This window comes from Pseudomonas sp. PDM22, from assembly GCF_014851965.1.
GTDB lineage: Bacteria > Pseudomonadota > Gammaproteobacteria > Pseudomonadales > Pseudomonadaceae > Pseudomonas.
On sequence record NZ_JACVAR010000008.1, the window covers coordinates 64,969 to 91,754 of the forward strand.

A 26,786-nucleotide genomic window follows, 5' to 3' on the forward strand; every position below is an offset into this window, starting at 1 on the left:
GAGCCGGTCATGAGCGAGGAGCTGCTGAGCGAAGAATTGCTGATCGTCGAGGAGCGCGATGACTTCGGCGTGATCCGCGTCGTGGAGAGCGGCGCCTTCCGCTACCTGGAGTTCGGCGACGAGGTCGAGCAGAGCTGCGTGCTGATGGGCGACCCGAGCTGGCTGGAGTACGACTACTCGCGCGCCATGCTGGTCGGCGCGCTGTGCCATCCGCGCCCGCGCCGCGCACTGTTCCTCGGCTTCGGCGCGGGCAGCCTGACCCAGGCCTGTCTGAAGTACCTGCCGCTGGAAGAGGTGGAAGCCATCGAGCTGCGCCCGTCCATCCCGCGCCTGGCTCGCGAGCACCTCGGGCTGATGGACGACCAGCGCTTGAACCTGCGCATCGGCGACGCCGTGCAGGAGCTGGCCGAGTGCGAGCCGGCGGACCTGATCTTCCTCGATCTCTACACAGATACCGGGCCGGCGCCGGCGCACATTGGCTGGGACTTTCTCGGTGCCTGCCGCGAGCGCCTGAAGCCGGGCGGCTGGCTGGTGATCAACCAGTGGAGCACCGACGATGGTCGGCCGCTGGGCGCCGCGCTGCTGCGTGGACGCTTCAACCGGCATTACTGGGAGTGCCCGGTGCCCGAGGGCAATGTAATCGTCTTCGTTCCTGCCGAACTCGACCAGGAGCTGAACCTACGCGGCCTGAAGAAGCGCGTCGGCCAGCTCGAACCCAAACTGGGCTATTCGCTGCGCACCTACATCGAGTCACTGCGCCCGGCGCAGTGACTCTCCGCATCCCTCAGGGGATCTGGTAGCTGAAGGCGAAGTTCAGCCGCGGGCTGCGCTCGTTGTTGTCCAGTGCGCGGTCGCCGAACGGCTTGGCGACTTCCATCGACACCAGGTAGTGCTTGCGGTTGGAGAAACGCACGCCCAGTGCTGCCGAGCCGAGCTTGCCTTCGTTCAGGCCGTCCTGGTTGTAGCGGGTGCGTGCGGTGTCGACGACGAAGTAGGGCTGGATCTGGTTGAGCACCACGCTCTGCCGCAGGAAGGAATAGTTCACCTCGTAGGAGGCGCCCCAGCCCTTGTCGCCGCTGGCCTGGTCGTCCGGATAGCCGCGGCCGAAGTTGCCGCCGCCATAGGTGACCTGCTCGGAGTCGGGCAGTACGTCGTCGCTCCATTGGAAGGCAGCACTCACCACGCCCTGCCAGTTGGAGCCGAACTGGTCCTGCTGCGCGCCAAAGCCGAGCAGGCGGGTGAAGTTCTTCTTGATCGGCTCCGGCGCTTCCGCGCCCATGCCGTTCAGCCCCTGGTAAACCGCCACGCTGCCGGCGCGTACACGCTTCTCGGCGAACTGCTGGACGACGGTTTCGATACCCACCACGCGCAGCTTGCTCTTCTGTTCGATGCGGAAGGGGATGGCCGGGTAGACCAGGTCGTAGGTGCTGGTGTCGTTGACTGTGTAGCCACGCAGGTTGAGGTCCCAGGTCAGGTCGCGGCGCAGCACCAGCGGGATGCCCAGGCCGGCGCTGACCCGCTCGTTCTGCCGCTTGCGTTCGAACTCCAGGCCGCTGGCCAGGCGCAGGTTCTCGCCGGGGCGCGAGTTGTACTTGCTGTAGCCGGCCAGCAGCTGCACGCCGTTGTCGCCCAGCAGTTGGCTGTAGTTCCAGGCGCGGTAGTACTCGTGGTCGTCGCCCGGCGGGTAGAGGTAGCTGAACTGCAACTGCTCGCCCCAGCCAAGCATCGACATCACTTCGGCGTTGAACAGCCCGCGTTGCTCGCCGCGCCGCGAGTCGAGGTTCATCCCGGTATCGAAGCGCTTTTGCTTGCCAGCCAGTTCCAGCACCGCGCCACCGTCGCTGGTGGTGGGTGGGTTGAGCGCCATGGCCATCTGCATGCCGGGCACCCGGCTCATCAGCACGCTGAAGCGCTCGAAGCTCTCGCGGGTCAGGGGTTTTTCCGCCTTGAGCTTCTCGATCCAGCGGTCCACGCGCTGCTGGTGGACGCCCAGGTCGCCCGCGGCGCGGACCTGGCTGATATGGCCCTCGACCAGCACGATGCGCGCGACGCCGCTGCGGAAGTCCTGGTTGGGCACGTAGGCGAAGGAGATGAAGTAGCCATCGTCCTGATAGCGCTGGGTGATGGCCTTGGCCGCCGCCACCAGTTCGCTGACCTGGATGGTGCGTTGGGTCAGGGGCTCCAGCAGGGGTTTCCAAGTGGTGACGGGATAGTGCTTGCCGCCGGCCAGCTCGATGCGCTTGATGCGGATGCGCTGCTGGAGGATCTGCGCGGGCTGGGTGGCCGAAGGTTCCGGCGCGGTGACCTTGGGGGCCTTGGGGCGGATGTCGCCACCAGGGAGGTTGGGGCGGGGCAGGGTCTGTTCGATATCGGAGCCGGGAAGCTGGATGGGGCGCTCGGCCCAGGCGAAAGGTGCAGCCAACAACAGGGGCAGGACAGCAAGTTTGCGCATCTGGCTCCTCCATGAGACCGACTTCGATAAAGGACCAGGAGCCGTGGGCGGCTCCTGGTAACCACAGTATGGGTGTAATTCGGATTATTGCTTGGGCGTACCGATCGCCAATCCACCACCCAGTCCGCCGGTCACACCACCCAGCGCGCCACCCACGGCGCCCAGCGTATTGCCCAGCAGGCCTCCCTGACCGCTGGTACCGCCAGTCGTACCGGCGCCTGCGCCGACTGCCACGCCCGAACCCTGGGTGTTGCTGCCGATGCCCACGCCTGCCCCGGCGACCAGGCCGCCACCGCCGGTGAGACTGCTGGTCACGCCGCCGACGGTGCCGGCCACGCCGTTGACCAGGCCGCCTACCGGGTTGCTGCCGCCGGTGGCGCCGCCCAGAGAGCCGGTGAGGCCGCCTACTGCGCCGGTCACACCGCTGACCAGGCCACCCACCGGATTACTGCCGCCGGTGGCGCCGCCCAGGGATCCGGTGAGGCCGCCTACTGCGCCGGTCACACCGCTGACCAGGCCGCCTACCGGGTTGCTGCCGCCGGTGGCACCACCCAGAGAACCGGTGATACCGCCCACTGCACCGGTCACGCCGCTGACCACGCCGCCCACCGGATTACTGCCGCCGGTGGCGCCAGCCAGTGCGCCGGTGACGTTGCCGAGCAGACCACCGCCCGGATTGCTGCCATTGACCAAGCCGCCGGCCGCGCTGACTGCCTGACCCGCATCGCTGACGATTCCGCCGACCGGTGCCAGCGCCGGATTCGCACTGGCTACCTGGTTGCCTGTCTGGGTCACAACACCGCCGACGGTGGTCAACAGGTTGTTCACCGGCGTTCCCAGTCCGGTGGCGGCGCCGACGCCGCGAGTGGTTCCTTCGACCTTGCCGACCAGTCCGGCGGTGGTGCCGCTGAGCTGGGTGGTCAGTTGGCTCAGCGGGCCGGTGGTGACTGCGCCGCTGAGAGAGTCGCCGAGCATGGTGATCTTGCCGCCGACGCCGTCCACCAGGCCGCCGACCTGGCCGGTCAGGCCATTGAGCGGGGTGTTGGCCAGCACCGGGGCATCACCGATGGCCGCCACGGTGTCGCCCAGGCTGCTGACTGCGCCACCGGTGTGGCTGACCAGGCCGGTGGCGCCGGCGACGGTGGTGCCAATGGCGTTGGGGTTGTTGCCCAGTTGGCCGAGACCGTTGGTGACGCCGGTGCCGACGCTGTCCACACCGGCGCCGACTTCCTGGACCAGGGTGCCGGCATTCTGCGTGACGCCATTGCCCAGCACCGGCAGGTCGACTGTCTTCACCACGGCGCCGACGGTGCTCACGGTGTCGCCGACATTGGAGACCGCTTCGCCGGTATTGGTCAGGATATTGCCGGTGGTACTGGCTGGCGGAGTGGTGGTGCCGCCGCCTGTGCCGTCGCCGCCGCCCGTTCCTCCGGTACCGCCCGTTCCTCCGGTACCGCCGGTGCCACCGGTTCCGTCGGTGCCGCCCGTCCCGCCAGTGCCGCCGGTCCCGCCAGTTCCATCGGTCCCGCCGGTGCCGCCGGTTCCATCAGTCCCACCGGTACCGCCAGTACCGCCGCTGCCATCGCCGCCGGAGCCGGAGCCATCGTCGGTGCTGCTGCTATCGGAAGCGCGGTGGTGACTGCTGCCGCCGTGGCTGCTGCAACCTTGCAGCGAGAGGGCAGCGACGAGAAGGGAAAGTGCGAAAACACGAATCGGACCTGACATAGCGAATTCCTCCATGAGAACGTCAGTCAGCTGGCTGCCCGGTTCGGTATCCCGGCGAGTCGCTGCGCTGCTCTGGAGTCAGTTCTAGAGGTTTGTTTTCAGGCGCGAAATTGGAACTTGTATATAGCCGTTTTGTGTTTGGCAGGTCTTTGAATTTAAAGGAAAAACTAAAGGATTATGGCGACTTGCCAGGCGTTTTTAATACCTTGGATATAGCGCTTTTCGCACGATGGTTCCGTTTGGCGTTTTCCCTGTGCGTTCATTTGCCCTGGAAGCGGCCTTCGCGGCGCTCGAGCATGGCGTTCAAACCTTCCTGCGCATCCTCGGTCGACAGCAGTTCGCTGGCCATCGCCGGCAACAGTCGCGCCGCCGCTTCCTCACCTTCATCGAGGCTGCGGCGCGCGGAAGCCAGGGTGGCGCGAATGCCCAGCGGCGCCTGGGCGGCAACCCGCTGGGCGAGCCAGAGCGCACGCGGCATCAGTTCTTCCGGCGCGGTGACTTCCTGCACCAGGCCGATGCGATACGCCTCGTGGGCATCGAAGGGATCACCGGTGAGCAGCCAGCGCATCGCATTGCCCCAGCCGGCCACCTGGTGCATGCGCAGGGTGGCGCCGCCGAAGGGGAAGATGCCGCGCTGCACTTCGAGCTGGGCGAAGCGCGCATTGCTGGCGCACAGGTTGATGTCGGCGGCGAGCATCAGTTCGATGCCCAGGGTGAAGCAGTAGCCCTGCGCGGCCACCAGCAGCGGCTTGGTCAGGCGCCGGCCGCCGAAGGTGCCCCATGGATCGGCGGAGCCTTCGGGCATGGTCCAGCCGGTGCGGAAGGTCTCGCCGATGTTGGCCAGGTCCAGGCCGGCGGTGAAGTGATCACCGTGGGCAAACACCAGGGCGCAGCGCAGCTCGTCGTCGCGCTCGTACTCGCCGAAGGCCAGCACCAGCTGGGTGAGCATCTCCAGGTCGAAGGCGTTACGCTTGTCGACCCGGTTCAGGCCGAGGAGCAGGACGTGGTCATGACGTTCGACGGTGATGCGCGGTTCGCTGCTGGCGGTCATTGGCGGGCTCCGGTCGGGTGGCTTGCACGGTATAGCCGGCAGGGACGGGGTTGTCCACGGAATGACCGTTCGCCGGGCATGTTCCGAAAAGAAACACATTGGTCAGGTTTTTCCGGTATGATACGCGCCGGCCAAACGCTGGCCTCGTTTCGGATCCCGCATTCTCCCGCAGTTTCACACTCGGGCTATGTGTCCGCAGTGCGGACTTCCTTGACGCATTCTTCCAATCTTCATTTCGCAAATCCCCGCTTCCAGCTGCCTGGGTGACTTCACTGTCGTACAGGGCATGCGCAGCTCGGCTATTGGGTCTTTGCGGATGTACTTAGAGGCAAAACCCATGACCCAGGAAACCGCCGGCTTCGCCGCGCTCGGTCTTCACCCCAATGTTCTCGCTGCCATTGCCGCTGTCGGTTATGAAGAGCCGTCGCCGATCCAGGCCCAGTCGATCCCGGTGATCCTCGAAGGCCACGACATGATCGGCCAGGCCCAGACCGGTACCGGCAAGACCGCTGCCTTTGCGCTGCCAATGCTGTCGCAGATCGAGCCGAGCCGTCGCGTTCCGCAGGTGCTGGTACTGGTACCGACCCGCGAGCTGGCCCTGCAGGTTGCTACTGCTTTCGAAACCTATTCCAAGCAGATGCCGGGCGTCGGCGTGATTGCCGTCTACGGCGGCGCGCCCATGGGTCCGCAGCTGAAGGCCCTGCGCCAGGGCGCCCAGGTCGTGGTCGCCACTCCGGGTCGTCTGTGCGACCACCTGCGTCGCGACGAAAACCTGCTGTCCACCGTCAAGAGCCTGGTGCTCGACGAAGCGGACGAGATGCTCAAGCTCGGCTTCATGGACGACCTCGAAGTGATCTTCGAAGCCATGCCGTCCAGCCGCCAGAGCGTGCTGTTCTCCGCGACCCTGCCGGCCTCGATCCGCAGCATCGCCGAACGCCACCTGAAAGAACCCAAGCACGTCCGCATCGCTGCCAAGACCCAGACTGTCGCCCGCATCGAGCAGGCGCACCTGATGGTTCACGCCGACCAGAAGCCGGCCTCGATCCTGCGTCTGCTGGAAGTCGAGCAGTTCGACGCGCTGATCGGTTTTGTCCGCACCAAGCAGGCCACCCTGGACATCGCCGAGCTGCTCGAGCGCCAGGGCTACCGTGCCGCCGCGCTGAACGGCGACATGCCGCAGGCCCAGCGTGAGCGCGTGATCGAGTCCCTGAAGGATGGCTCGCTGGACATCGTCATCGCCACCGACGTCGCCGCCCGCGGCCTCGACGTAGCGCGTATCACCCACGTACTGAACGTGGACATGCCCTACGATCCGGAATCCTACGTACACCGTATCGGCCGTACCGGCCGCGCCGGTCGTGAAGGCCGCGCCCTGCTGCTGGTGACTCCGCGTGAGCGCCGCATGCTGCAGGTGATCGAGCGCGTGACCGGACAGAAGGTTGGCGAAGTTCGCCTGCCGGACGCTGAAACCGTCCTCGAAGCCCGTCTGAACCGCCTGGCCACCGGCCTGCAACCGTTGCTGGCCAACGCCGTTGCCAGCCGTGGCGCCGTGCGTGACGAGCTGTGCCGTCGCCTGGGTACCGACATGGACACCCTGGCCGCCGTACTGCTGGCCAAGCTGACCGAAGGCAAGGCGCTGGACCTGGAATCGGTCCGCCGCGAACAGCCGCTGACCCCGGCCGCCCCGCGTGAGCGCAGCGACCGTTACGAGCGCAGCGAGCGTGGCGATCGCCCCGAGCGCGGCGACCGTCCGGAGCGCAGTGGCGCACCCCGTACCATGGCTCCGCCGTCGGAAGGCAAGGCCCGTTGCCGTACCGCCCTGGGCGCCCGTGATGGCGTGCAGGCGAAGAACCTGCTGGGCGCCATCCTCAACGAGGGCGGCCTGTCCCGCGAGGCCATCGGCCGCATCCAGATCCGCGAGACCTTCAGCCTGATCGAGCTGCCGGAAGAGAACCTCGACCGTCTGCTGACCAAGCTCAAGGACACCCGCGTCGCTGGCAAGGCCCTGCGTCTGCGTCGTTATCGCGAAGACTGATTCGTCAGTCCCCGCGCATGAAAAAGCCCCGCCATTGGCGGGGCTTTTTCGTTTCCGGTCCTGGATGGCTTTCCCGGCAGGGGTGGCAGCTTCAGCCGAAGCGATAGATATCCATTCCCAGCGCGCCGAGGGTGAAGCCGGCGTGCTCCACCGTCATCGCCGAGCCGCCGGCGCCACGGGCGAAGTACAGCGGCAACAGGTGCTCGTCGCGCGGGTGGTTGCGCGCTGCGTGCGGTGCCTGCTGGCGGTAGTCGAACAGGGCGGCTTCGTCATCGGCTTCCAGGTGCTGCACCATCCAGTCGCGGAAGGCCTTGGCCCAGGGCGTGATGACTTCCGGGCCGGCGTGCCAGTCCAGTTCTCCCAGATTGTGGGTGATGCTGCCCGAACCGATCAGCAGGATGCCTTCCTCGCGCAGCGCACGCAGGGCTGCGCCGATGCGGTGCTGCATGGTTGCGCCGAGACGGCTGGGCAGGGAAAGCTGGACGACGGGGATATCGGCGGCCGGGTACATCAGGCTCAGCGGCACCCAGGCGCCGTGGTCCAGCGGGCGCTCGGCATCGAGGGTGGCCGGCAGGCCGTCCTCGGCCAGCAACTCGACGATGCGCTGGGCCAACTCCGGCGAGCCGGCGGCCGGGTACTGCACGGCATAGAGCTCGGGCGGGAAGCCGTAGAAGTCGTGCCAGGTATCCGGCCTGGCGGATGCGGTCACGCGCAGGTCGGGGGTTTCCCAGTGAGCGGAGACCACCAGGATGGCTTTCGGGCGTGGCAACTCGCGGGCCAGACGCTTCAGAGGCGCATCGCTGGCGCCGGGGTCCAGGGCCAGCATGGGGGAGCCGTGGGAGATGAACAGGGCAGGGAGCATGGCGAACCTCGCTACTTGAATGGCTCTATGTTCACGCGGGTAAAGATCGAAATCCAGTATAGGTTTTTGACAGTAATGATCGGTATGTCCGATTGTTCTGCTCGTGCTCATTCCCTTGAAATGCATCGCTGTGGAAGTGCCAACTCGGTTGCAGAGTCAGGGGGGGAATCGCCACAGAGCGCTTTGGCAGGATGTCAGTCGGACGATGCGTTAGAGTTTGCGGAAATTTCCGAAGCGAATGGCGAATTCGGCTATGCAGCAAGTTGAGCAAGTCCTGGAGCTCGAGATCGGCGACTGCCTCCGCCTGGAGGACGGCACCGAGATCTGTGTGCAGCGGGTCCGTGGTGGCCAGGTGCGGCTGAAGATCCTCGAAGCCGGGGAGAGACAGCGCGAGCGGCGCGGCGCCTGGTGGCGCTGGCTGCTGCCGCGCTCGATGCGCAGTGTTTGAACAGGTGACCTATGCAGCATGAATTCTGGCAGTCGCGCTGGGCGCGCAATGAAATCGGCTTCCACCAGCAATCGGTGAACCCCGGTCTGCAACGGCACTGGCCGAACCTGGAGTTGCCCGAGGAGTCGCAGGTACTGGTGCCGCTGTGTGGCAAGAGCCTGGACATGCTCTGGCTGGCGCAATGGGGTTACCGCGTGCTGGGTGTCGAGTTGGCTGAGCGGGCTGCCGTCGACTTCTTCGCCGAGTTGGGCGTCACGCCGCAGATCACCGGGGAAGGCGCGCTACGCCGTTACAGCTACGAGCGACTGGAGATTCTCCAGGGTGACTTCTTCGACGTCACGGCCGAGCAGGTGGCCGGCTGCAGCGCCCTTTACGACCGCGCGGCGTTGATCGCTCTGCCGCCGGATCTGCGTGCCGATTATGCGGCGCACCTGCAGCGCATCCTGCCGCAACAGGCGCGCGGGCTGGTGGTCAGCCTGGAGTACCCCCAGACCGAGATGGATGGTCCGCCGTTCGCCGTGCTGGCAGATGAAGTGCGCGGGCTCTTCGATGAGGGCTGGGAAGTGGAGGAGGTGGAACGCCTGGACGTGCTGGCGGAAAACCCGAAGTTCCTCAAGCGCGGCGTCAGCCACCTGGACGAAGTGGTGTTCGCGCTGCGTCGTGGCTGAATCGACGACATGAAAAAGGCGACCCTAGGGTCGCCTTTTTTATCGCTCCGAAACTCAGCGGCCAGCGGCGCGCAGGGCTTCGATGCGGTCTTCCAGCGGCGGGTGGCTCATGAACAGGCCGGCGAGGCCGTGCTTGAGGTTGCCGTTGATGCCGAAGGCCTGCAGCGTGTCGGGCATCTGCACCGGCACACCCTGTTCGGCGCGCAGGCGTTGCAGGGCGGCGATCATCGCGCCGGTGCTGGCCAGGCGGGCGCCGGCCTCGTCCGCGCGGTATTCGCGTTTGCGCGAGAACCACATGACGATGATGCTGGCGAGGATGCCCAGGACCAGCTCGGCGAAGATGGTCGCGACGAAGTAGCCGATGCCCGGGCCGTCTTCGTTCTTCAGGATCGCCTTGTCGACGAAGTTGCCGAAGATGCGTGCGAAGAACATCACGAAGGTGTTCACCACGCCCTGGATCAACGCCAGGGTGACCATGTCGCCGTTGGCCACGTGGCCGATCTCGTGGGCCAGCACGGCTTTCACTTCTTCGGGGGAGAAGCGCTCGAGCAGGCCCTGGCTGACTGCGACCAGTGCGTCGTTACGGTTCCAGCCGGTGGCGAAGGCGTTGGCCTCGTAGGCGGGGAAGATGCCGACTTCCGGCATCTTGATGCCGGCCTCGCGGGACAGTTCTTCCACGGTCTGCAGCAGCCACTGTTCGTGGCGGGTGCGCGGCTGGCTGATGATCTCGGTGCCGGTGCTCATCTTCGCCATCCACTTGGAGATGAACAGCGAAACCAGGGAGCCGGCGAAGCCGAAGACGGCGCAGAAAATCAGAAGGCTACCGTAATTCTGGCCGGTGAAACGGTCCACGCCGAGCAGTTTCAGGGTGATGCTGGCGATCACCAGAACAGCCAGGTTGGTGGCCAGGAACAACAGGATGCGCATCATGGCGTAAAGCTTCTCCTCACGGTGACATTGGCGAAAACCGCAGTGGGGCGCGGCTTTCCGGATCGCCGGGCACAGGCAGGCACGGGATCGCTGAATAGTATGCGGGGTATATACGGTTGGCCCCCAGGCGATTCAACTCGGGGACTATTTCAACTTGTGTCGCCTGCCCGTATTACGGGCGCCCCGGGTCGCTCTCGAAGAGTAGTCGGGTCAGCCGCGCGATGCGTTCTCCGTGCCGGGCGGCCAGTGCCTCGCGCAACTGGTTGGCCAGCGTGGCCTGGTCGCGGCGCACGCTGGGCGGCAGTTCCTCGCCGTCGCGCACGGCGTGGGGGACGATGCGGGTCAGGCGCATGAAGGCCTTTTCGCTGAGCACTGCCTGGTCCAGAGCCTCGTAACGGATGGTGGCTTCGAAGCGCAGATAGCCTTCATCGGCCAGCCACAGCAGCGCACCCAGGCAACTCTGGTGGCGGGTGCTGGGCAGGCCGAACTCGTCGGGCTCTTCCCGGCCGATCAGGTCCTCGACATAGAGGGCGATCTTGCGCGGGAAGGCCTGGTAGAGGGTCAGCAGGCCGGAAGCGGCATCCTTGTAGAAGTCGTCGATCTGCAGGTCCATTTATGCGCTGGGCTTCACTGGCGATGAGTTATTGGCGATAGGTTTTCAGGAAGTTGCCGATGCGTCCGATGGCCTGTTCCAGGTCATCGACACGCGGCAGGGTAACCACCCTGAAGTGATCCGGCCAGGGCCAGTTGAAAGCGGTGCCTTGAACGATGAGCAACTTCTCGGAAAGCAGCAGGTCGAGGACGAATTTCTCGTCGTTGTGGATCGGGCAGACCTTCGGGTCGATGCGCGGGAAGGCATAGAGCGCGCCCATGGGCTTCACGCAGCTGACGCCGGGAATGTCGTTGAGCAGTTCCCAGGCGCGGTTGCGCTGTTCCAGCAGGCGCCCACCCGGCAGCACCAGGTCGTTGATGCTCTGGTAGCCGCCCAGGGCGGTCTGGATGGCGTGCTGGCTCGGCACGTTGGCGCACAGGCGCATGTTGGCGAGGATGTCCAGGCCTTCGATGTAGCTCTGCGCCTTGTGTTTCGGGCCGGAAATGGCGATCCAGCCGGAGCGGAAGCCGGCCACGCGGTAGGACTTGGACAGGCCGTTGAAGGTCAGGCAGAGCACGTCCGGTGCCAGGGAGGCGGTGGAGATGTGCTGGGCCTCGTCGTAGAGGATCTTGTCGTAGATCTCGTCGGAGAAGATCACCAGGTTGTGCTGGCGCGCCAGTTCGACGATGTCCAGCAGCACTTCCCTGGAGTAGACCGCGCCGGTGGGGTTGTTCGGGTTGATCAGCACCAGGGCCTTGGTGTTGCTGGTGATCTTCGCCTTCATGTCGGCGACGTCGGGGAACCAGCCGGCCTGCTCGTCGCACAGGTAGTGCACCGGCTTGCCGCCGGAGAGGGCGACGGAGGCGGTCCACAGCGGGTAGTCGGGCGCCGGGATCAGCACCTCGTCACCGTTGTTGAGCAGCGCCTGCAGGGCCATGACGATCAGCTCGGACACACCGTTGCCCAGGTAGATGTCCTCGATGCCGACGCCTTCCACCTGCTTCTGCTGGTAGTACTGCATCACCGCCTTGCGCGCGCTGAACAGGCCCTTGGAGTCGCTGTAGCCCTGGGCGGTGGGCAGGTTGCGGATGACGTCCTGGAGGATTTCGTCCGGCGCCTCGAAACCGAACGGCGCCGGGTTGCCGATGTTCAGCTTGAGGATGCGGTGGCCTTCCTCTTCCAGGCGTTTGGCGTGCTTGAGCACGGGCCCGCGAATGTCGTAGCAGACGTTGGCGAGCTTGTTCGATTTGGTGACCTGCATGATCTGGGATTCCGAAATAGTCCGCGGCCGGCGACTTGGCAGGCTGTAACGCGGGTGACAGACTGGCGTCAAATGATCGGTTCGGAAGTGCTTTTCCCTGGTGTCGACCCTGAAAATCGACAGGAAAACAGTGGAATTCTCGAAAAATTAGAGTTTTTAAGGCTTTTATATCGCGAGAATGTCTCTGTGCGGCAGATTCTGAACCTGACGTTAACCACGCGCATCATACGTGCGGCCCGATTCCCGGAAAAGGAGGCATCGGGCATTTTTTCCATTAATGGAGGCAGATCGATGGAAAAGCTGGAAAAGCCCCTGGATTCCTGGCGTGACGAACTCACCGACGAGCAGTTCCATGTCTGCCGCCTGGGCGGCACCGAACGCGCCTTCACCGGTGAGTACCACGACACCAAGACGCCCGGTATCTACCACTGCGTGTGCTGCGGCACCGCGCTGTTCGACTCCGACGCCAAATATGATTCGGGCAGCGGCTGGCCGAGCTACTTCCAGCCGGTGAACGGCGAGGTGGTCAAGGAACTGGAAGACTTCAGCCACGGCATGCACCGCATCGAAGTGCGCTGCGGCAAGTGCGATGCGCACCTGGGCCATGTCTTCCCTGATGGACCGCGGCCGACCGGGCTGCGCTACTGCATCAACTCGGCATCCTTGAAGCTGGTGCCCAAGGAATGACCCCAAGGCCCGCCACCGAGCGGGCCTTTTCTTTTGGGCGTTCACCTGTAGGAATCATGATTCCTCGCTACTTCATCGGGTGATTCGTGATCAATTGAATTGCGCGCAATTTAATTGATCACTATTCTTGGAGTTCCCACTTCCTCCGGAGCCAGGCCCGATGAGCGATGCATTGCTGAACATTCCCGTGACCACCATCAAGGGCGAACAGAAGACCCTCGCCGACTTCGGCGGCAAGGCTCTGCTGGTGGTGAACACCGCCAGCCAGTGCGGCTTCACCCCGCAGTACAAGGGGCTGGAAAAGCTCTGGAAGCAGTACAAGGACAAGGGCCTGGTAGTGCTCGGCTTCCCCTGCAACCAGTTCGGCAAGCAGGAGCCGGGCAACGAAGGGGAGATCACCCAGTTCTGCGAGCTGAACTTCGGCGTGAGCTTTCCGCTGTTCAAGAAGATCGACGTCAACGGCGCCGAGGCCCACCCGCTCTATGTACAACTGAAGAAGCGCGCTCCCGGCCTGCTGGGTAGCCAGGGCATCAAGTGGAACTTCACCAAGTTCCTGATCGGCCAGGACGGCCAGTTGGTCAAGCGTTTCGCCCCGACCACCAAGCCCGAGCAACTGTCCGCCGAGATCGAAGCGCTGCTGTGATGAAAGAGGCTGTATCCCTGCCGGCCGAACTGCAGCTGGACAACCAGCTGTGCTTCCGCCTGTACGCCGTGTCCCGCGCGGTGATCCGTGGCTACCGGCCGATGCTCGAGGCGCTCGGCCTGACCTATCCGCAGTACCTGGCCATGCTGGTGCTCTGGGAGTGGCAGGCCGAACCCCCGCAGCAGCCGTCGGTAAAGGCGCTCGGCGAGCGCCTGACGCTCGACTCCGGCACCCTCACGCCGCTGCTGAAGCGCCTTGAGCAGCTGGGCCTGGTGCTGCGCCGCCGTGCGCAGCATGACGAGCGCGAAGTGCACCTGGGGCTGACCGCGGAAGGGGTGGCATTACGCGAGAAGGTGCTGCCGCTGCGAGAGGAGTTGCTCTGCCGCAGCGGCATCGACCTGAGCGTCACCGACGGCCTGCGCGAGCAGCTGGACAGCCTGCTGCTGCAGTTGTCGAAGCTGGACGCCTGACTCAGCCGCGCGGCTGTGGCCCGGCCCAGCGTTCGAGAATGGCCGCCAGCTCGTCGCGGTGGAAGGGCTTGGCCAGGTAGTCGTCCATGCCGGCAGCGCGGCAGCGTTCGCGCTCCTCCGGCAGGGCGTTGGCGGTCAGGGCAACTACCGGCAAGTCCGGCCAGCGGCCACTCTCGCGGATTTCGCGGGTGGCCTGGTAGCCGTCCATCACCGGCATGTTGCAATCCATCAGCACCAGGTCGAACTCGGCACCCTCGAGCTGCTTCAGCGCCTCCTCGCCGTTGATCGCGATGCCCACCTGGCAGCCCAGCTTCTGCAGCAGGCCGCGTGCGACCAACTGGTTGACGGGGTTGTCTTCCACCAGCAGCACGCGGGCGGAGAACTGCTCCTGTGAGGTGGCGCCAGTCGCCTTGGATGAGGGTGGCGGCTGGTGCTCGAAGGCCTGTTTCAGCGCCTGGTAGAGCACCGCGCGGGACATTGGTCGCGCCAACTGCCGCAGCGGGGCGAGGCGCTGTGCCAGTTCGGGTTCGAGGAAGTTGCCGTAGGCCGTGACCAACAGCACCGGCTTGGTGACGTTCTGGCGCAGCACGACGAGGCAGTCCGGACAGTCCGAGAGCAGTGCGTCCAGCTCCACGCCGGCGAGGCTTTCGTCGATGTCCAGGCGCTGGTAGTCCACGCCCCATTCTGCCAGCCAGTTCTGCAGCAGCGCGGCGAGCCCGCTGCTGGCGGCACATTGCACGATGAGCTTGCCGCTAAGCTTCGCCAGCGGTTGCGCCGGCTCCAAAGTCTGCAGGGGCAGGGTGACGATGAATTCGCTGCCCAGGCCCGGCTCGGAAGTGACGCTAAGCTCGCCCTTCATTGCCTCGCAGAGCTTGCGCGTCAGCGCCAGGCCCAGCCCGGTGCCGCCGTACTGGCGAGCGATGCCGGCGTCAGCCTGGGTGAAGGGCTGGAAGATCTTCTGCAAGGCCTCGGGCGCCACGCCGATGCCGGTGTCGCGCACGCTGATGCGGACGCCTTGCTGCAGGGATTCGGCTCCCAGCGGCTCGACGCGCACGTCGACGCGGCCGAAGCGGGTGAACTTGAGGGCGTTGGACAGCAGGTTGCTGACCACCTGGCGCACCCGCGTCGGGTCGCCGGAGTGCTGTGCCGGCAGTTGCGGGCTGATCAGGCAGGTGAGCTCCACGGCAGGGCCGGCGTTCTGCGACAGCAGGCTGGCGGTGTCTTCCACCAGGGTGCCGAGGTCGAAGGGAATCTGTTCCAGCTGCAGTTGGCCGGCCTCGAACTTGGAGAGGTCGAGCACGTCGTTGAGCAGTTCCACCAGTACCTTGCCCGAGTCATGGGCGATGGACAGCTGCTGGTGCTGTTCGGCGGTCAGCGGGCCATCCAGCGCCAGGCCGAGCATGCCCAGCAGGCCGTTGAGCGGGGTGCGGATCTCGTGGCTCATGTTGGCCAGGAAGTTGCCGCGCGCCTGGGCCATGGCCAGGGCGGTCTGCCGCGCCTGTTCCAGTTCCTGGTTGGACAGCGTCAGGCGTGCGTTGGCCGCCTTCAGTTCAGCGGTACGCGCGGCGACGATGCTTTCCAGTTCTTCCAGGTACTGGGTCAGGCGGTCTTCGGCTTCGCGGCGCTGTTCCATCTCCACCGAGATGCGATTGAGCTGGCGGTTGGTGACCTCCACCAGCACGCCGATCTCGTCGCGCTCGTGCCCGCGCGGGCAAGGCAGACGCAGGCGCGAGGGTGAGCGCGGGTCGTGGCGGGAGAGGGCGTCGATCAGGCTCACCAGCGGCTTGGTCAGCAGCGCATAGAAGAGCACCAGCAGGATCAGCGAGAGCATCAGGCTGCGCACGAAGCCGGAGAGGAAGGTCATCCCGGCGCGGCGCAGGAAGTCGTTGCCGAAGACGAAGGTGTCGATCTCCAGGCGCAGCACGCCGAGGGATTCTGCCGGTGCGTGCTCGACGAACAGCGGTTCCTCGTAGGAGCGCTGCTCGCCGAAGAGGAAGTCGCTGAGGCCGCGCAGGTGGCTTTGGGCTGGCGGCCGGTCGGCGCTGGCCAGGGGCACGTTGGCGTTGTCGATGATCTCGGCGCGGATCACCGCGGGCGAACGCAGCAGGCCCACGACCAGTTCCTGGGCCAGCTCGGCGTCGATGTTGTAGGCAATGCGCGCGGCGGGGTTGTGGCTGACGTCCAGCAGGGCGCGCACTTCGCGGTTGATGGAGGCGTCCTGGCTGGCATAATCGACGCCTACCTGGATGAGGCTGAGCAAGGTGCCCAGGATGAACGCCACCAGCACCGTCAGGCTGGCCTGTTTGAACGAGAGGCGATGTGTGAGCGCAATATCCATGGTTGCGGAGCGTCGCCTCGCAGAAGCTTTCCTGCGGCGTAGCATAGCCCATCGGAACCGTCTGTCGGGATAGCCCGAAGGCGAAGAAATTCCCGAGCATGCGCCCGGAGATTTTCCCCTGTAGAGCCTGGAGACTCACGTGGATTCCCGTCTGAACGATTTTCTCGCCCGCGCCGAAACGCTGATGGCGCGCCTGGAACCGTTGCTGCCCGCGGTCCGCGAAACAGTGGATTGGCAGCACAGCCTGGCGGCGCGCTGGCACCGTGACGGCCGCAGCGGCTACCTGCAGCCGCTGAAGGTCAGTCTCGACCTGCGCCTGGCCGACCTGCTGGGTGTCGACCGGCAGCGCGAGCAACTGGCGCGCAACACGCGGCAATTCGTGGCCGGCCAGCCGGCCAACCACGCGTTGCTGTGGGGCGCCCGCGGCACCGGCAAATCCTCACTGGTGCGCGCGCTGCTGGCGGAACTGGCCGGCGAGGGGCTGCGCCTGATCGAGATCGAGCGTGACCACCTGGCCGACCTGCCGCGCGTGGTCGAGCTGATCCAGGGGCTGCCGCAGCGCTTCGTGCTGTTCTGCGACGACCTGTCGTTCGATGCGGGCGAGGGCGATTTCCGTGTCCTCAAGAGCGTACTCGACGGCTCGCTGGAGCAGGCCCCGGACAACGTGCTGCTCTACGCCACTTCGAACAGGCGCCATCTGGTTTCGGAAAAACAGAGCGACAACGAGAACTGGAAGATGGTCGACGGCGAGTTGCACCCCAACGAAGCCGTCGAAGACAAGATCGCCCTGTCCGACCGCTTCGGCCTGTGGTTGTCCTTCTATCCCTTCACCCAGGAGCACTTCCTCAGTGTGGTGCGCCACTGGATCGAGGTGCTCGCGCAGAAGTCCGGGCTCGCCGCCTGGGCCTGGGACGAGGAACTGGAGAAGGAAGCCATCCGCTGGGCGCTCGGACGCGGCAACCGTAATGGCCGCTGTGCCTATCAATTCGCCCGCTACTGGGTGGGCCGACAATTGCTGGAAGGAGACACCCCATGATCGATCTGCAACAGGCCGGCGCCGGCCTTGGCGGCTACGCGCTGCTGGCCGCCCAGGCGGAGTCGCTGTTCGCCGATGAGCGCGACTTCATTGCCAACGCCTCGCAGTTTTCCGCGTTCCTGTTCAATGAGTTGCCGGACCTGAACTGGGCCGGCTTCTACCTGAACCGCAACGAAGAGCTGGTGCTTGGCCCGTTCCAGGGCAAGGTCGCCTGCGTGCGCATTCCGTTCAGCAAGGGCGTGTGCGGCGCTGCGGCACGTACCCGTGAAACCCAGCGTGTGGAAGACGTGCATGCCTTCCCCGGCCACATCGCCTGCGACAGCGCCTCCAACAGCGAGCTCGTGGTGCCGCTGGTGAAGGACGGTCGCCTGATCGGCGTGCTGGACCTGGACAGCCCGTCGGTCGGCCGTTTCAGTGCGGAAGATCAGGCCGGTATCGAACGCGTGGTGGAGATTTTCCTGCGCCTTTCCGACTGCTGATGGTTCGCCGATAACAAAAAGCCCCGCCTAGGCGGGGCTTTTTCATGGCCGGCGCCGCTTCAGCGCTTGGCCATGATCTTGGCGATGATCTGCAGCTCGCCCTGGACGATCTCGGCCAGGGCAGGGCGGGCCAGGGTGCGCTCGAAGTGCGCGGCCAGCTTCGGCCAGCGCTGGGCGTCCAGCTCTTCCTCGCCGTGACGCAGGTTCACCAGCTGGCAGGCGATGGCGATGTCGGCGAGGCTGAAGCGGTCATCGACGAACCACTGCTGTTCGCCCAGGCACTTCTCCAGGTAATCGAAGTGCTCCGGGAGCTTCTCCTGCATGGCGCCTTTTACCGCCACTTCATCGCAGACCTTGCCCATCAGTGGCTTGAGCAGACGGTTGCGGAACACGGTGAAGGTAGTCAGCGGGGCCAGCTCGTAGTCGGCGTATTTTTCCAGCCAGTTGATCCGCGCGCGGGATGCGGCGCTTGTGCCGCACAGCGGGGTGCGCTGCGGGTCGCGGTCTTCCAGGTAGTGGCAGATGACGCTGGAGTCGGCGAGGGTGAAGTCACCGTCGCGGATCGCCGGCACGCGGCGCAGCGGGTTCAGTTCGCGGTACCAGTCCGGCTGGTTGAACGGGTTGACGTTCTCCAGCTGGTAGTCGAAGCCTTTTTCGGCGGCGAACAGGCGGACTTTGCGGACGAAGGGGGACAGCGGAGCGCCGAAGACGACGAGGCTCATGCAAGGCTCCTGGGGCGAAGGTGGCCGGGGTTCTGATTCGACGATGGATCAGTCGTAAAGGTTCTTCTTCTTCCAGATATCGTCTTCGTCCAGCGCCTTGAGGCCGTCGCCCAGCTCGCTCGGTTCATCCGGGGCGGGCTGGGAGGTTTCCAGCACCAGGGCGTTGGCGTGGGCCAGCTGGGCTTCCATCTGCTTGAGCTGCGCCTGGTAGCGGCCGATCTCCGGCTGCTTCTGCAGGTACTGCGTGCCGCGCTCGAAGGCCAGGCGTGCCTGGCGCGGTTGGCCCTGCTGCAGCGCCTGCTGGCCGAGGTTACCGAAGAACTCTATATGGAGGAGGGTGAGCAGGTGGCGGATTTCCTTCACCCACTTCTGTGCCTCGGCGCGCGGCAGCATGTTGTCCTGGGCGCAACGGGTGAGCTGGGCATGCAGTGCTTCGAAGAGGAAGCGCACGTCCTTGGCCTTGGCCTCGGTGAGGATCGGCTGCGGCGCGTTCTTCACCGGGATGGCTTCGCCCTTGGCGACCAGGCCGCGCAGCTCGTCCATGCGCTGTTTCAGCGCGGCGTTCTGTTTATCCACGGCCAGCAGGCGTTCGCTGAGGTTCAGCTCGAAGCCGCTGAGCAGCAGCTTCAATGCCGGCGACATGAACTGGCCGGGCAGGGACTCGGAAACATCGGCGCAGCGCCGGCAGCGGTCGGACAGATCAGCCTTCAGGCGCGCCTGCTCCAGCTTGCGGTTTTCCACCAGGTGATTGATGTAGCCGATGGCGACCAGCAGGGCGATACCGACGAGAACCAGGACCGTAATGACGATTGGCGACACCGTGGAGTGCTCCGGATGTTTTTCCGCGAGTGTAATGTCTTAGTGATACTGCTGATAGCGGCAGCTCAGTTTTTACTCAGAAGTCTTTGATTTAAAAAATATTTCTCTGGAGGGTTGACGACCTAACAAAGCGTCCCTAGAATGCGCGCCACTTCGACGCGAAACGCAGAACTGCCAGAACGGCGAAGTCGGAAAGATGTTAAGTTCCGGGCCGCGTCCCCTTCGTCTAGTGGCCTAGGACACCGCCCTTTCACGGCGGTAACAGGGGTTCGAGTCCCCTAGGGGACGCCATTGCGGGAATAGCTCAGTTGGTAGAGCACGACCTTGCCAAGGTCGGGGTCGCGAGTTCGAGTCTCGTTTCCCGCTCCAGATTCTCGATCATCGCCACGGCGGTGACCGAAAGATGAAATGGCGTTACCCTTCGGCGAAAGCTGAAGGTTGCAACAAGTTGCTGCGGGAATAGCTCAGTTGGTAGAGCACGACCTTGCCAAGGTCGGGGTCGCGAGTTCGAGTCTCGTTTCCCGCTCCAAAATCGAAACGCCGTCCATCAGGACGGCGTTTTCGTTAACCTCCGGCGAAAGCTGAAGGTTACAGCAGGTTGATGCGGGAATAGCTCAGTTGGTAGAGCACGACCTTGCCAAGGTCGGGGTCGCGAGTTCGAGTCTCGTTTCCCGCTCCAGAATCGAAACGCCGCCCATCAGGGCGGCGTTTTCGTTTGTGCGCTGAAAAAGCGTCCCGCCGCCATGATCGGGACGCTCCAGCTCGTACTCCCCGGCGTCCGTCCGGCACGCTCCCTTCGCGATACTCGCCGTTGAGCCTCGAACCGGCTGCGCCTTATCCGCGCGAAACCCATCGCGCGCCTGTATTAAAGAAGATTCCGACGCACCCCTGAGGGAAATCCCGTTTGTCGGCCCGGATGGGCGCCCGAGAATGCCTGCGCTCGATCGCCCCGCGATGGAGCGGGCCCCGTTCGTGCCGCCTGGCGGCGATATGAGCGGGAATTCCTGGTCGCCCTGGTGAGGTTGCTGAGCGAATGGTGGAGTTGCTGAATCGCCTGGAATCAGGCCGCCGCGAGTGTCCGCCGAGCGCGGGCAGTGTCCTGTCGGTTTTCGATTTCGACGGCACGCTGACCCGCCATGACAGCTTTCTGCCGTTCCTCTGGTTCGCTTTCGGCACGCTCGGATGCCTGCGGCGCCTGCCCGCCCTGTTGCTGCCAAGCCTGGCATTCCTTGTTCGGCGAGTCAGTCGCGATGAACTCAAGGCCCGCCTGATTGCGGTGTTCCTGCGGGGCATCGAGGCGAAATGGCTGTCGGATCGCGCGCAAGCGTACTGCCGCTTCATCTGGGGCTATCTGCTGCGTCCGGAAGGGTTGCGCGGTGTGGCCACCGAGCTTGAGTCAGGGGCGCAAGTGACCCTTTGCTCGGCGTCACCGGCACTGGTGCTGCGGCCCTTCGCCGAGCGCCTGGGCGTCCGGCTGATCGGCACTGAGCTGGAGGTCGTCGATGGCCGCCTCACCGGCCGCATCGTTGGCGGCAACTGCCGGGCCGAGAACAAGGTGCTGCGCCTGCAGGCGAAGTACGGCCCCCTCACGGATTACCGGCTACGCGCCTGGGGCGATACCCAGGGTGACCACGCCCTGCTGCGAGCCGCCCAGGACCCGCATTGGCGGGCCTTCCATCCCCGCTGGCGACGTACATCCGGCCCGACGAGCCCGGCCGCCTGATCCGATCGACATTCCTTTTTCGAGAGCTGCAATCTTGGAACAGACACATATAGGTTTTCCCCCACTGACAATGGCGGTTTTCATCGGGCTGGCCCTGGTTGCCCTCCTGCTGGACATGGCGACCCACCGGGACAACAAGCCCATCTCCCTGGCGGGAGCCGTGGGCTGGTCGATCTTCTGGGTCGCGATTTCCCTGGGCTTCGCCGGCTTCCTCTATATCCAGCACGGGGCCCAGGTGGCCAGCCTGTTCCTCACCGGTTACGCGCTGGAGAAGGTGCTGAGCGTCGACAACCTGTTCGTGTTCATCGCCATCTTCGCCTGGTTCAAGATGCCGGACGGTCTGCGCCACCGGGTGCTGTACTGGGGCATCATCGGCGCCATCGTGTTCCGCGCCATCTTCGTGGCCATCGGCACCGGTCTGCTGGCCTTCGGCCCCTGGGTGGAAATCCTGTTCGCCGTCATCGTCGCCTGGACCGGCGTGATGATGCTCAAGGGCGGCAACGATGAGGACGAGGAGGAGGACTATTCCCAGCACCTGGCCTACCGCTTCGCCAGCAAGTTGTTCCCGGTCTGGCCGAAGCTGCTGGGTGGCCGCTTCTTCGTGGGGCGCAAGCAGCTCGAAAGCGAAGTGCTAAAGCCGGAGAACAAGGGCATCAGCCTGGCCGCCAAGGGCGCGCTGTTCGCCACGCCGATGTTCCTCTGCCTGGTGGTAGTCGAGGTGTCGGACGTGCTGTTCGCCTTCGATTCGGTACCGGCGGTGATCGCCGTCAGCCGCGAGCCGCTGATCGTCTACTCGGCCATGCTGTTCGCCATCCTCGGCCTGCGCACGCTGTACTTCGTGCTGGAAGCGCTCAAGCGCTACCTGGTGCACCTGGAGAAGGCCGTGGTGGTTCTGCTGTTCTTCATCGCTGCCAAGCTGGGCCTGAACGCCACTGACCATCTGTTCCACCACGGCATCAGCATCGATGCCAATACCAGCCTGATCGTGGTGCTGGTGGTCCTGGCGCTGGGCATACTCGCCAGCCTGCTGTTCCCGGGCAAGGAGGACGCTCAGGCCGAGGCCTCCGAGCGCTGATCCGGACAAAATACCGCTACGTAGAAAGCCCGCCTCACCGCGGGCTTTTTTTGTTTGCTCAAGCCGGTGATCGGATTTTTCAGGGTTTCGGCGGAACCAGTCTCATTTGGTGCCAGGGGCCGCCGTAGAGCGGTTCGAATGAGCTGCCACGTATCGCTCGAACGCGCTGGGTGCGCAGATTTTTCACGAGTTTTTCACGGACTTCGCTCCGTGCCGCAGGTGGCATGGCCATTGGCCGCACAGCGGCAATTGGCCTGATCTAAGCTCCACTCAGGTTGGCCTCTCGAGCAGAGGTTTCCATGCGAAGTACTCCTGAAGAAAGCCTTCGAAGCGCGCTGCAGGCCTGCCGCGAGAGTTTCCTGTTCGTGGGATTCTTCAGCCTGTTCATCAACGCGCTGATGCTCGTGCCGACCTTCTACATGCTGCAGGTCTACGGACGGGTGATCACCAGTGGCAGCCTGACCACGCTGACCATGCTGACGCTGATCATGACCCTGCTGGTGATCACCCTCGGCTCCCTGGAATGGGTCCGTTCGCGCATTCTGGTGCGGGTCAGCACCAGGCTCGATGTGCTGCTCAGCCGCCAGGTCTACAAGGCCAGCTTCAAGCGTGCGCTGCATAGCGGCGGGATGGACACCTCAGCGCAGCCACTCAACGACCTGACCGGCCTGCGCCAGTTCCTCGCCGGCAGTGGTCTGTTCGCCTTCTTCGATGCCCCCTGGCTGCCCATCTACATCGCCGTGATGTTTCTCTTCCACCCCTGGCTGGGCTGGGTGGCGGTGGGCAGCGCGGTGTTGCTGCTGGTGCTCGCCATCATCAATGAGAAGCTCACCGCGCCAGCCCTGGCGCAGGCCAACAAGGAGCACATCGCGGCGACGCTGCACACCACCAAGAACCTGCGCAATGCCGAAGTCATCGAGTCCATGGGCATGCTGGAAACCCTGATGGACCGCTGGGGCGCGCGGCAGCGCGGCGTGCTGTTGCTGCAGTCCCTGGCCAGCGACAAGGGCGCGATCATCAGCACCATTTCCCGCACCTTCCGCCTGCTGGTGCAGTCGCTGGTGCTGGGGCTGGGCGCCTACCTGGCCGTGGATCACCAGGTGGGACCGGGCATGGTGTTCGCCGGTGCCGTTCTGCTCGGCCGGGCGCTGGCGCCGCTGGACCTGATCATCGGCAGCTGGAAGGGCTTCATCTCGGCCCGCTCGCAGTACAACCGGCTCAACGACATCCTCGAAAAACTGCAGGCGCAACCCGAGCGCATGCCGCTGCCGGCACCGCAAGGACATATCCAGGTGGAGAATCTGGTCGTCGCGGCGCCCGGCTCGATGACGCCGATCATCAAGAACATCAGCTTCAGCGTGCCCGCCGGTTGCGTGGTGGGCATCATCGGCCCGAGTGCGGCGGGGAAGTCGACCCTGGTGCGGGCGCTGATGGGCGTCTGGCCGCCGCTGCATGGCGTCGTCCGCCTGGACGGCGCGGACATCAGTACCTGGAACAAGCACGACCTCGGCCCGCACATCGGCTACCTGCCCCAGGACATCGAGCTGTTCGAGGGTACCGTGGGCGAGAACATCGCCCGCTTCACCGAGCTGGATTCGGAGAAGGTCATCCAGGCGGCGAAGATCGCCGGCGTCCACGAGATGATCCTGCTGCTGCCCGATGGCTACGACACCGTCATCGGCAGCGAAGGGCTGATGCTCTCGGGCGGACAGCGCCAGCGCATCGGCCTGGCCCGCGCGCTGTATGGCAGCCCGCGGCTGATCGTGCTCGACGAACCCAACTCCAACCTCGACGACGTCGGTGATCGCGCCCTGGCGGCCGCCATCCACCAGCTCAAACTGAGCGGCGCGACCGTGTTCGTCATCACCCATCGCACCAACCTCGTTTCCCAGCTGGACCGGTTGATGCTGATGAACGACGGCACCGTCACGCTCTACGGCCCCCGCGACCAGGTGCTGGCTGAACTCACCGCCAGGCAGCAGCCACAGGTGCAGCAACGGCCCATGCCGGCGGGCGCGAGCATCGCTCCGGTGGATACCCACAAGGATGACGCCGATGCCCAGTCACCCCATTGAGAGCTTTGCCGACCTGCCTGTGTCGGACCTCAAGGTCCGCCGCGTGGGGCTGGCCATCGTCGCGGTGACATTCGGGCTGTTCGGCACCTGGGCAGCATTCGCACCGCTGGACGGCGCGGTCTACGCGCCGGGGGTGGTGACCGTGCAGGCTTACCGCAAGACGGTGCAGCACCCTGAAGGCGGCATCGTCAAGGAGGTGCTGGTGCACGACGGTGACATCGTCAAACGCGATGCCCCGCTGATCGTGCTCGACGACGCGCAGCTGCGTTTCGAGTTCGACATGACGCGCAGCCAGCTGATCGCCGCCGAGGCCATGGAGGCGCGGCTGAAGGCCGAACGCGATGCGCAGACCGCAATCGATTTCGACGGTGTTGGCGATCTGGCCAGCCCCCGCGGTGTAGAGGCGCGGCAGAGCGAGACGCAGGTATTCAACGCTCGCCAGGGCTCGCGGCAGGGCCAGATTTCCGTGCTGCGCGAGCGCATCGGCCAACTGAACCAGCAGATCGACGGGCTGCAATCGATGATCGGCGCCAAGGTCCAGCTGGCGAATTCCTACAGCGGCGAGATCGGCGAGCTGTCCGATCTGCTCAAGCAGGGTTACGTCGACAAGCAGCGCCTGCTCGAGCAGCAGCGCAAGCTGGAGATGATCCGTGCGGAAGTCGCCGATCACCGCTCCACCATCAACCGCACGCGCCTGCAGATCAACGAAACGCAGCTGCAGATCCTGCAGATCGACAAGGACTTCAGCGCCGAGGTCGCCAAGCAACTGGCCGAGGTGCAGACGCGCATCTACGACTTGCAGGAGAAGAGCTCGTCCCTGCAGGACCGCCTGGGCCGCATCGTCATTCGCGCGCCCGACGCGGGCATGGTGATCGGCATGACGGTGCACACCGTGGGCGGCGTGGTGCGGCCGGCGACGCCGCTGCTGGACATCGTGCCCTCGGTGTCCGAGCTGGTGATCGAGGCCCAGGTGCCGCCGGTGGACATCGACCGCGTGGCCATCGGCAAGCGCGCGGACATTCGCTTCAGCGCCTTCAACAGCGCGACCACTCCGGTCATCGAGGGCGAGGTGATCAACGTCTCGGCGGATCGTCTGGTCAGTGAAAGGACCAACGCCGCCTACTACCTGACGCGGGTGCGGGTCACCGAGAAAGGTGCCCGTGCGCTGGGCGAACGCAAGTTGCTGCCGGGCATGCCGGCGGACGTGCTGATCATCACCGGGCAACGCACCCTGTTGCAGTACCTGATGCAGCCGGCGCGCAACGCCCTTTCCCAATCGATGATCGAGGAATGACCATGGCTGCATCTTCCTTTGTGCTGGCGGGGGCGTTGATGCTGGCGGCGGGAGCCGCTCTGGCGCAGACCTCTACGGTGGCGCCCGCTGGAGTCAGTGTCGCCGATGACGCCACCGACCTGCTGCACCTGTACCACGAGGCGCGGCTGGAGGACCCGCAGATACTGGCTTCCTACGCCCATGCGCAGGCGGGCAAGGAGTACCAGCGCGAGGCCATGGGCGTGCTGCTGCCGCAGCTGTCGGTCAACGCCGGGACCAACCAGATCCACCAGCGCAATGACCTGATCGACGAGAGCTACGACAGCGAGAACTACAGCCTGGTGCTGCGCCAGTACCTCTACAACAAGGCGGCCTGGGAGAACTACCAGAAGTTCAAGAGCATGGCCCTGCAGTCCGAATCCGAGGCGCTGGATGCCCAGGCCGAGGCCACAGTGGAACTGGCGCGGCGCTACTTCACTGCACTGGCCGCCGAGGACGAGCTGGAGCTGGTGATTGCCGAGCGCCGCACCACCCAGGAAAGCCTTGACCGGGTCAATGCGCTGTACGCCAAGCAACTGGCCCTGGTGACCGACCAGCTCGACCTGCAGGCGCGGGTGGACCTGCTCGCGGCGCAGGAACTGGAGGCGCGCAACCAGGCGATCATCAGTCGCGAAGCACTCACCGAGATCGTCGGCCGGCCGGTGAAGGAGCGGCTCAGCCGGGTCCGTGATGACGTGCGCCTGCAGGCCTCGGAGCAGAGTCTGGAGAACTGGGTGCGCGACGGCATTGCCCTCAACCCGGCGCTCAAGGCACGGGAGAGTGGCGTCGCGGCAGCGGAGGCGGCACTGCGCAGCGGCAAGGGCGGGCACTACCCGACCCTGAGCCTGAACCTCAGCGCGCAGCAGACCAACGAGGGCTACAACAACTCCCTGGCGCCGCGCACCGACAGCTATGTCGCCGGCGTCGGCCTGCAGGTGCCGATCTACAGCGGCGGCTCCACTTCGGCGCGGGTGCGCGGGCTGTACCAGGACCAGCTGGTGGCCGAGGAGCAACTGGAGGAAATCCGCCGGCGGGTGGTCAAGGAGATCACCAGCGCCTACCTCACGGCCAATTCCAACGGCGAGAAGATCCAGGCCAATCGCCTGGCCCTGGTCTCGGCGCACAAGTCGCGGGAGTCGGCGGAGAAGGCGCTCGGCTACGGCATGGTCAATGCGGTGGATGTACTGGCCGCGGTGCGCAACGAATTCCGCGCCCGGCGCGACCTGCTCAAGACCCAGTACGAGTTCCTCAGCAATGTCTTCACCCTCAACCGCTGGGCGGGCAAGCCGCCGATCGAGAGTGTGCAGAGTGTGAATAGCTGGCTCAGTGCCGGCGGCAGCAGCCAGGATTTCCCGCGTCCCTGATCTCCTCTTGGAGGGTGCG

The 26,786-nt window shown here is 65.1% G+C and carries 23 protein-coding genes, 4 tRNA genes and 1 pseudogene; 18 read left to right on the forward strand and 10 right to left on the reverse strand.

Going from position 1 to position 26,786, the window contains the following annotated elements:
* Positions 1–9 precede the first annotated feature (9 nt).
* The gene (locus IB255_RS25225; protein ID WP_081518637.1) at positions 10–771 is read left to right on the forward strand and encodes a spermidine synthase; all 762 of its coding nucleotides are present in this window, start codon (positions 10–12) and stop codon (positions 769–771) included.
* Positions 772–784: 13 nt separating this feature from the next.
* Here IB255_RS25225 and IB255_RS25230 read toward each other — a convergent pair whose 3' ends face one another.
* From IB255_RS25230 to IB255_RS25240, 3 genes are all read right to left on the reverse strand, one after another.
* Positions 785–2,452, reverse strand: coding sequence for a ShlB/FhaC/HecB family hemolysin secretion/activation protein (locus IB255_RS25230; RefSeq protein WP_081518636.1), 1,668 nt, complete (start codon positions 2,450–2,452; stop codon positions 785–787).
* An 84-nt stretch (positions 2,453–2,536) separates the two neighbouring features.
* Entirely contained in the window at positions 2,537–4,177 is a 1,641-nt protein-coding gene (locus IB255_RS25235) for a collagen-like triple helix repeat-containing protein (protein ID WP_081518635.1), read from the reverse strand.
* Between the two features lie 259 nt (positions 4,178–4,436).
* Positions 4,437–5,228, reverse strand: coding sequence for a crotonase/enoyl-CoA hydratase family protein (locus IB255_RS25240; RefSeq protein ID WP_081518634.1), 792 nt, complete (start codon positions 5,226–5,228; stop codon positions 4,437–4,439).
* A gap of 302 nt (positions 5,229–5,530) precedes the next feature.
* Between IB255_RS25240 and IB255_RS25245 the strand changes: the two are divergent.
* Positions 5,531–7,263: pseudogene (locus IB255_RS25245) on the forward strand (DEAD/DEAH box helicase).
* 91 nt (positions 7,264–7,354) lie between these two features.
* On the opposite strand, the gene IB255_RS25250 reads toward IB255_RS25245, so the two are convergent.
* On the reverse strand, positions 7,355–8,125 hold the full coding sequence (locus IB255_RS25250; protein WP_192211019.1) for a DODA-type extradiol aromatic ring-opening family dioxygenase: 771 nt from the start codon (positions 8,123–8,125) through the stop codon (positions 7,355–7,357).
* A 253-nt stretch (positions 8,126–8,378) separates the two neighbouring features.
* Here IB255_RS25250 and IB255_RS25255 point away from each other — a divergent pair, with 253 nt between their 5' ends.
* Together IB255_RS25255 and IB255_RS25260 are read left to right on the forward strand one after the other, a co-directional pair.
* Positions 8,379–8,573 (forward strand): hypothetical protein, encoded by a 195-nt coding sequence (locus tag IB255_RS25255; protein WP_081518631.1) that lies wholly within the window; start codon positions 8,379–8,381, stop codon positions 8,571–8,573.
* 11 nt (positions 8,574–8,584) lie between these two features.
* Entirely contained in the window at positions 8,585–9,241 is a 657-nt protein-coding gene (locus IB255_RS25260; RefSeq protein WP_192211020.1) for a thiopurine S-methyltransferase, read from the forward strand.
* 54 nt (positions 9,242–9,295) lie between these two features.
* On the opposite strand, the gene htpX is transcribed toward IB255_RS25260, so the two are convergent.
* The 3 genes from htpX to IB255_RS25275 all read right to left on the reverse strand — a co-directional run bounded on the left by htpX (position 9,296) and on the right by IB255_RS25275 (position 12,024).
* Positions 9,296–10,171, reverse strand: a complete 876-nt coding sequence (htpX, locus tag IB255_RS25265) for a protease HtpX (RefSeq protein ID WP_081518629.1) — start codon at positions 10,169–10,171, stop codon at positions 9,296–9,298.
* Positions 10,172–10,343: 172 nt separating this feature from the next.
* Positions 10,344–10,784, reverse strand: coding sequence for a hypothetical protein (locus tag IB255_RS25270; protein WP_081518628.1), 441 nt, complete (start codon positions 10,782–10,784; stop codon positions 10,344–10,346).
* Between the two features lie 28 nt (positions 10,785–10,812).
* Positions 10,813–12,024 carry a pyridoxal phosphate-dependent aminotransferase gene (locus IB255_RS25275; protein ID WP_081518627.1) on the reverse strand — a complete coding sequence of 404 codons (1,212 nt, stop codon included), beginning with the start codon at positions 12,022–12,024 and terminating at the stop codon, positions 10,813–10,815.
* A gap of 291 nt (positions 12,025–12,315) precedes the next feature.
* Here IB255_RS25275 and msrB point away from each other — a divergent pair, with 291 nt between their 5' ends.
* The 3 genes from msrB to IB255_RS25290 all read left to right on the forward strand — a co-directional run bounded on the left by msrB (position 12,316) and on the right by IB255_RS25290 (position 13,824).
* The gene (gene msrB / locus IB255_RS25280) at positions 12,316–12,711 is read left to right on the forward strand and encodes a peptide-methionine (R)-S-oxide reductase MsrB (protein WP_081518626.1); all 396 of its coding nucleotides are present in this window, start codon (positions 12,316–12,318) and stop codon (positions 12,709–12,711) included.
* 160 nt (positions 12,712–12,871) lie between these two features.
* The gene (locus IB255_RS25285) at positions 12,872–13,354 is read left to right on the forward strand and encodes a glutathione peroxidase (protein ID WP_081518625.1); all 483 of its coding nucleotides are present in this window, start codon (positions 12,872–12,874) and stop codon (positions 13,352–13,354) included.
* A complete protein-coding gene (locus IB255_RS25290; RefSeq protein WP_081518624.1) occupies positions 13,354–13,824 on the forward strand; it encodes a MarR family winged helix-turn-helix transcriptional regulator in 471 nt (156 codons plus the stop codon). The genes IB255_RS25285 and IB255_RS25290 overlap by 1 nt, the downstream gene beginning before the upstream one ends.
* 1 nt (position 13,825) lies before the next feature.
* Here IB255_RS25290 and IB255_RS25295 read toward each other — a convergent pair whose 3' ends face one another.
* Positions 13,826–16,207 (reverse strand): ATP-binding protein, encoded by a 2,382-nt coding sequence (locus IB255_RS25295; protein ID WP_412548135.1) that lies wholly within the window; start codon positions 16,205–16,207, stop codon positions 13,826–13,828.
* A gap of 94 nt (positions 16,208–16,301) precedes the next feature.
* Between IB255_RS25295 and IB255_RS25300 the strand changes: the two genes are divergently transcribed.
* Together IB255_RS25300 and IB255_RS25305 are read left to right on the forward strand one after the other, a co-directional pair.
* The gene (locus tag IB255_RS25300) at positions 16,302–17,198 is read left to right on the forward strand and encodes an ATP-binding protein (protein ID WP_081518622.1); all 897 of its coding nucleotides are present in this window, start codon (positions 16,302–16,304) and stop codon (positions 17,196–17,198) included.
* Positions 17,195–17,677, forward strand: coding sequence for a GAF domain-containing protein (locus IB255_RS25305; protein WP_192211022.1), 483 nt, complete (start codon positions 17,195–17,197; stop codon positions 17,675–17,677). The genes IB255_RS25300 and IB255_RS25305 overlap by 4 nt, the downstream gene beginning before the upstream one ends.
* A 59-nt stretch (positions 17,678–17,736) precedes the next feature.
* Here IB255_RS25305 and IB255_RS25310 read toward each other — a convergent pair whose 3' ends face one another.
* Together IB255_RS25310 and IB255_RS25315 are read right to left on the reverse strand one after the other, a co-directional pair.
* Positions 17,737–18,399, reverse strand: a complete 663-nt coding sequence (locus tag IB255_RS25310) for a glutathione S-transferase family protein (RefSeq protein ID WP_151187689.1) — start codon at positions 18,397–18,399, stop codon at positions 17,737–17,739.
* 48 nt (positions 18,400–18,447) lie between these two features.
* The gene (locus tag IB255_RS25315) at positions 18,448–19,218 is read right to left on the reverse strand and encodes a hypothetical protein (protein ID WP_192211023.1); all 771 of its coding nucleotides are present in this window, start codon (positions 19,216–19,218) and stop codon (positions 18,448–18,450) included.
* Positions 19,219–19,433: 215 nt separating this feature from the next.
* On the opposite strand from IB255_RS25315, the gene IB255_RS25320 reads away from it, so the two are divergent.
* From IB255_RS25320 to IB255_RS25360, 9 genes are all read left to right on the forward strand, one after another.
* A tRNA-Glu gene (locus tag IB255_RS25320) sits at positions 19,434–19,509 on the forward strand.
* Positions 19,510–19,511: 2 nt separating this feature from the next.
* Positions 19,512–19,587, forward strand: a tRNA-Gly gene (locus IB255_RS25325).
* 84 nt (positions 19,588–19,671) lie between these two features.
* A tRNA-Gly gene (locus IB255_RS25330) sits at positions 19,672–19,747 on the forward strand.
* A 74-nt stretch (positions 19,748–19,821) separates the two neighbouring features.
* A tRNA-Gly gene (locus IB255_RS25335) sits at positions 19,822–19,897 on the forward strand.
* Between the two features lie 354 nt (positions 19,898–20,251).
* Positions 20,252–20,941 carry an HAD-IB family phosphatase gene (locus tag IB255_RS25340; RefSeq protein ID WP_192211024.1) on the forward strand — a complete coding sequence of 230 codons (690 nt, stop codon included), beginning with the start codon at positions 20,252–20,254 and terminating at the stop codon, positions 20,939–20,941.
* Positions 20,942–20,975: 34 nt separating this feature from the next.
* Positions 20,976–22,016, forward strand: a complete 1,041-nt coding sequence (locus IB255_RS25345) for a TerC/Alx family metal homeostasis membrane protein (protein ID WP_081518617.1) — start codon at positions 20,976–20,978, stop codon at positions 22,014–22,016.
* A gap of 299 nt (positions 22,017–22,315) precedes the next feature.
* Positions 22,316–24,091, forward strand: a complete 1,776-nt coding sequence (locus tag IB255_RS25350; RefSeq protein ID WP_081518616.1) for a type I secretion system permease/ATPase — start codon at positions 22,316–22,318, stop codon at positions 24,089–24,091.
* Positions 24,072–25,385, forward strand: a complete 1,314-nt coding sequence (locus IB255_RS25355; RefSeq protein ID WP_081518615.1) for an HlyD family type I secretion periplasmic adaptor subunit — start codon at positions 24,072–24,074, stop codon at positions 25,383–25,385. Before IB255_RS25350 ends, IB255_RS25355 begins: the two co-directional genes overlap by 20 nt.
* Before the next feature lie 2 nt (positions 25,386–25,387).
* Positions 25,388–26,767 carry a TolC family protein gene (locus IB255_RS25360; protein WP_081518614.1) on the forward strand — a complete coding sequence of 460 codons (1,380 nt, stop codon included), beginning with the start codon at positions 25,388–25,390 and terminating at the stop codon, positions 26,765–26,767.
* Positions 26,768–26,786: the final 19 nt, after the last annotated feature.

Coding starts and splice junctions, on each gene's coding strand:
- IB255_RS25225 (WP_081518637.1), top strand. CDS start 10: ATGAGCGAGGAGCTGCTGAGCGAAGAATTGCTGATCGTCGAGGAGCGC.
- IB255_RS25230 (WP_081518636.1), bottom strand. CDS start 2,452: ATGCGCAAACTTGCTGTCCTGCCCCTGTTGTTGGCTGCACCTTTCGCC.
- IB255_RS25235 (WP_081518635.1), bottom strand. CDS start 4,177: ATGTCAGGTCCGATTCGTGTTTTCGCACTTTCCCTTCTCGTCGCTGCC.
- IB255_RS25240 (WP_081518634.1), bottom strand. CDS start 5,228: ATGACCGCCAGCAGCGAACCGCGCATCACCGTCGAACGTCATGACCAC.
- IB255_RS25250 (WP_192211019.1), bottom strand. CDS start 8,125: ATGCTCCCTGCCCTGTTCATCTCCCACGGCTCCCCCATGCTGGCCCTG.
- IB255_RS25255 (WP_081518631.1), top strand. CDS start 8,379: ATGCAGCAAGTTGAGCAAGTCCTGGAGCTCGAGATCGGCGACTGCCTC.
- IB255_RS25260 (WP_192211020.1), top strand. CDS start 8,585: ATGCAGCATGAATTCTGGCAGTCGCGCTGGGCGCGCAATGAAATCGGC.
- htpX (WP_081518629.1), bottom strand. CDS start 10,171: ATGATGCGCATCCTGTTGTTCCTGGCCACCAACCTGGCTGTTCTGGTG.
- IB255_RS25270 (WP_081518628.1), bottom strand. CDS start 10,784: ATGGACCTGCAGATCGACGACTTCTACAAGGATGCCGCTTCCGGCCTG.
- IB255_RS25275 (WP_081518627.1), bottom strand. CDS start 12,024: ATGCAGGTCACCAAATCGAACAAGCTCGCCAACGTCTGCTACGACATT.
- msrB (WP_081518626.1), top strand. CDS start 12,316: ATGGAAAAGCTGGAAAAGCCCCTGGATTCCTGGCGTGACGAACTCACC.
- IB255_RS25285 (WP_081518625.1), top strand. CDS start 12,872: ATGAGCGATGCATTGCTGAACATTCCCGTGACCACCATCAAGGGCGAA.
- IB255_RS25290 (WP_081518624.1), top strand. CDS start 13,354: ATGAAAGAGGCTGTATCCCTGCCGGCCGAACTGCAGCTGGACAACCAG.
- IB255_RS25295 (WP_412548135.1), bottom strand. CDS start 16,207: ATGCTACGCCGCAGGAAAGCTTCTGCGAGGCGACGCTCCGCAACCATG.
- IB255_RS25305 (WP_192211022.1), top strand. CDS start 17,195: ATGATCGATCTGCAACAGGCCGGCGCCGGCCTTGGCGGCTACGCGCTG.
- IB255_RS25310 (WP_151187689.1), bottom strand. CDS start 18,399: ATGAGCCTCGTCGTCTTCGGCGCTCCGCTGTCCCCCTTCGTCCGCAAA.
- IB255_RS25340 (WP_192211024.1), top strand. CDS start 20,252: ATGGTGGAGTTGCTGAATCGCCTGGAATCAGGCCGCCGCGAGTGTCCG.
- IB255_RS25350 (WP_081518616.1), top strand. CDS start 22,316: ATGCGAAGTACTCCTGAAGAAAGCCTTCGAAGCGCGCTGCAGGCCTGC.
- IB255_RS25355 (WP_081518615.1), top strand. CDS start 24,072: ATGCCCAGTCACCCCATTGAGAGCTTTGCCGACCTGCCTGTGTCGGAC.
- IB255_RS25360 (WP_081518614.1), top strand. CDS start 25,388: ATGGCTGCATCTTCCTTTGTGCTGGCGGGGGCGTTGATGCTGGCGGCG.